This is a genomic window from Bacillus sp. AF62, from assembly GCF_050312695.1.
Classification (GTDB): Bacteria; Bacillota; Bacilli; order Bacillales; family Bacillaceae_G; genus Bacillus_A; species Bacillus_A cereus.
Map to the genome: position 1 here is coordinate 1 of NZ_JBNPJZ010000124.1, position 2,911 is coordinate 2,911.

The following is a 2,911-nucleotide window of genomic DNA, read 5'->3' on the forward strand; positions in this document are numbered from 1 at the left end:
CAAAAGATGTTAAATCATACAGATCAGAAAGAAACATTGAGATACATTGGAATGGAGCAAGATACATTAAATGATTACCAAAGGAAGTTTAGAATCTAGCTCCTTTATTTTTTTATCACTTATTGAATTAGCTTTAAACTGAAAGTGTCAAATTCATTTTTATAAAATGCGAAAGAGATTGGTATATCTAAGGTTAAACGGAATAGGTGAATTTAACACAATCTAGGTTATAGCTAATTCATTTCTTAGGATTAAAGAACATATTTATTCAAAACTATGTGAAAAGAGGATGAAAAACGATGTGAAAAAAATACATAAATAAAAAACGCGAACTATACGCGAACTATACGTGAACTATCTGTGGACTATTTGCGAACGATTTACGGACACGTTTTGGTTTTTAACATGATATATTTGTATTGTGAGAAGTGGCGGAAAACACAACTCACAATTTTCCTTTATAAACTATATGTTGTCTAAACGGTTTCATAATGATGGCACATAAAATCCGAAACCAGCAGATGGTAATGATTGAATGATACCGTTATTAAGGAGAGCATTTGCTCTTCTTTGAGCTAACAATATCCTAGGTAGATGGACTGAGGGAAACCTGATAAGTTTGCCGATAGTGTCTGTCGTGGTTGTTAGCTGAGAGAAGAATAAAACTTCATTTACCGAATGGAACAGATATATTCTTAAGCCTATAAACATGATATGATTATTTCATATAAAAATATTAGAGGTGAGAAGATGAGCTTTGTATCTGTTATACAAACTGAAAAATTTATAACAGTTGTAACTGATGGGCAAGTTACCAGTACTTCTGATAAAACAATTCTTCAAAAGAACTATAAGAAATTTTAAAAAATATCACCGAATCAATATATTGCTTTTGCAGGTTCAAAAGGATTGTGTGAAATGTTGTTAGAGTTTCTTCCTTTTAAGGAGCAAGGGTATGTTTTGGAACAGATTGTGCCAGAGATTAAAGAGTTTATATCTAAAATACCATCTCAATTAGGAAGATTATTAATTAGTGTAGGTGGCGTGAATGAAAAGGAACAGTTAGTAATCTATAAACTTTCTAATCACGAAGGTACAGATATTGAAAAGTTTCAAGCAACTGGCGATGATATTAGTTTTACGTTTTTACATAATGGTTCAGCAGAAGAAAATTTGGGTGGAGACTTAACAGAAGTACTTATACAACTTATTAGGGAGATTGGATATAATACATCTAATAAAACTATAAGAGTGCAAAAGAGGTTAAATGATTATGTTGCAGATGTAGATGATAGTGTTAATAAAATTACATTTGATTTAACAATAAGAAAGTAAAAGCATCCAAGTGGATGCTTTTTATTTTTGAGGAGGATGAATGATGGACGAACAAAAATTGACAGTGAAAAACAAAAATGAAATACACCTTAGACCTACATATTCGAACAAGATTGATTCCAATAAAATTAAAACATTGGATGACGTGATTCAAATTTTAAAAAGAGTAACTCTACATGTTAACGATGAAGGAGTAAAAGGGATTGAGCATTTGATTGAGAGGGAAGAAGTAGAGGATTACAAAATAACAGCAGGGGTAATTAAAGGTGAACAATTATAATTATGCTAATAGGGACTATTACAGGCGCTACTGAAATTTTGGGGCGTCCTATTTGTTGTTAAGGAAAGGTAAGGTAAGGGGGGATGGAAGAGTGGAATTGAATAAGCTCGAAAAGGCGATGATTATTGGAATAATTCTTCAAACTCTTCGTAGTAGAAAAAAATTAAAGAAATATGTGGGACTAGAGAGATTAGCAAGCGTATGTAAATTATTTGATGAGATACAAGTTAGTACATCCCTTGAGGATAGAGAAGAAGTTATAACAAGTTTAATAAACAAGTTATTGGATGATTTGTTAGAGAAAGATAAGGGGGGACACGAATGTATATAACAAGGATTGAGGATAAAGAAAGGTTGTTAAAGATTATTGATGCACTAGATGAGCTTGGGAAAGATTATAAGGTAACAAAAACTACTAAGCATGTTTCTTTACCACCAGTCACTTATCCAAAAAGAACTTGGATTGTTGAGGAGTTAGAAGTGCTAACAGAAATACAGGAATCGAAATAGGAGTGAGGTAATGAGAGCAGAGTACCTTATCCAACTTATAAAAGAAGATCAGCTTATGAAATTTTATAAGTCTAAAGAGTGGAGAGCTTTGCGATTAAAAGCAATTCAACGAGCTAAGAATGAATGTGAGCATTGCAAACAAAAAGGGAAGGTAACGACACGGGATACACTTGATAAGCGTGGGCGTAAGATGAAAATGGATGTGAATCATATCAAACCAGTTAAGACGCATCCACATCTCGCATTAGGCCTAGACAACCTTGAATACCTTTGTGTTCGTTGTCATAACATTGCTGATGGAAAGGATAAGATGATTAGTAATAGTAATAGTAAACCTAAGTTCATGAATGAGGAACGGTGGTAACAATGATTATAGTTGATGGTAGTTGGACATTTGATACTGATTTAATGATTCGATACGCTGAGAAGGACGAGCATACGTCATATGAACGTGACATGCTTAATCAGTTCCGAAAGTATTCTTACTGGCGTTACTGCCAAATAAGAGACTGTGTGAACCCAAGAAAGTGCAATCGACTTAAACTTACTGATGTTAGAGAAAGATTACAAGAAGAAGAGAATTTAATATTTACTACAGACGTTCTAAAGATTTCTAGTGAAGAAGTCTTTTTTATTTTGGATTTTATTGAAAGATACTTTGAATTAGTTTCTTAAACAGCCCCCCGGTCAAAAGTTTTGGTCTTTATTTGGAGGACCATTCAACGGGGGGAGGAGAGCGGTAAAAATATATTTTGATTTTTTTATGGAATGGGGGGTACCTATGCG

6 protein-coding genes and 1 pseudogene are annotated in these 2,911 nt (G+C 33.3%); all 7 read left to right on the forward strand.

The features are described from left to right. Positions 1-99: pseudogene (locus tag ACQRBL_RS29335) on the forward strand (site-specific integrase); the annotation flags it as partial. Between the two features lie 861 nt (positions 100-960). Continuing rightward, a complete protein-coding gene (locus ACQRBL_RS29340) occupies positions 961-1,335 on the forward strand; it encodes a hypothetical protein (RefSeq protein WP_411996802.1) in 375 nt (124 codons plus the stop codon). A 43-nt stretch (positions 1,336-1,378) separates the two neighbouring features. Then, positions 1,379-1,615, forward strand: a complete 237-nt coding sequence (locus ACQRBL_RS29345; protein ID WP_197265733.1) for a hypothetical protein — start codon at positions 1,379-1,381, stop codon at positions 1,613-1,615. 91 nt (positions 1,616-1,706) lie between these two features. Further along, positions 1,707-1,946 carry a hypothetical protein gene (locus ACQRBL_RS29350; RefSeq protein ID WP_197263221.1) on the forward strand — a complete coding sequence of 80 codons (240 nt, stop codon included), beginning with the start codon at positions 1,707-1,709 and terminating at the stop codon, positions 1,944-1,946. Next, complete coding sequence (locus ACQRBL_RS29355; protein ID WP_411996803.1) at positions 1,937-2,125, forward strand: hypothetical protein; 189 nt, start codon at positions 1,937-1,939, stop codon at positions 2,123-2,125. The genes ACQRBL_RS29350 and ACQRBL_RS29355 overlap by 10 nt, the downstream gene beginning before the upstream one ends. Before the next feature lie 10 nt (positions 2,126-2,135). After that, positions 2,136-2,489: an HNH endonuclease gene (locus ACQRBL_RS29360; protein WP_411996804.1), complete on the forward strand. Its 354-nt coding sequence runs from the start codon at positions 2,136-2,138 to the stop codon at positions 2,487-2,489. Positions 2,490-2,491: 2 nt separating this feature from the next. Further along, entirely contained in the window at positions 2,492-2,800 is a 309-nt protein-coding gene (locus ACQRBL_RS29365) for a hypothetical protein (RefSeq protein ID WP_197265735.1), read from the forward strand. The last annotated feature ends 111 nt before the right edge of the window (positions 2,801-2,911 follow it).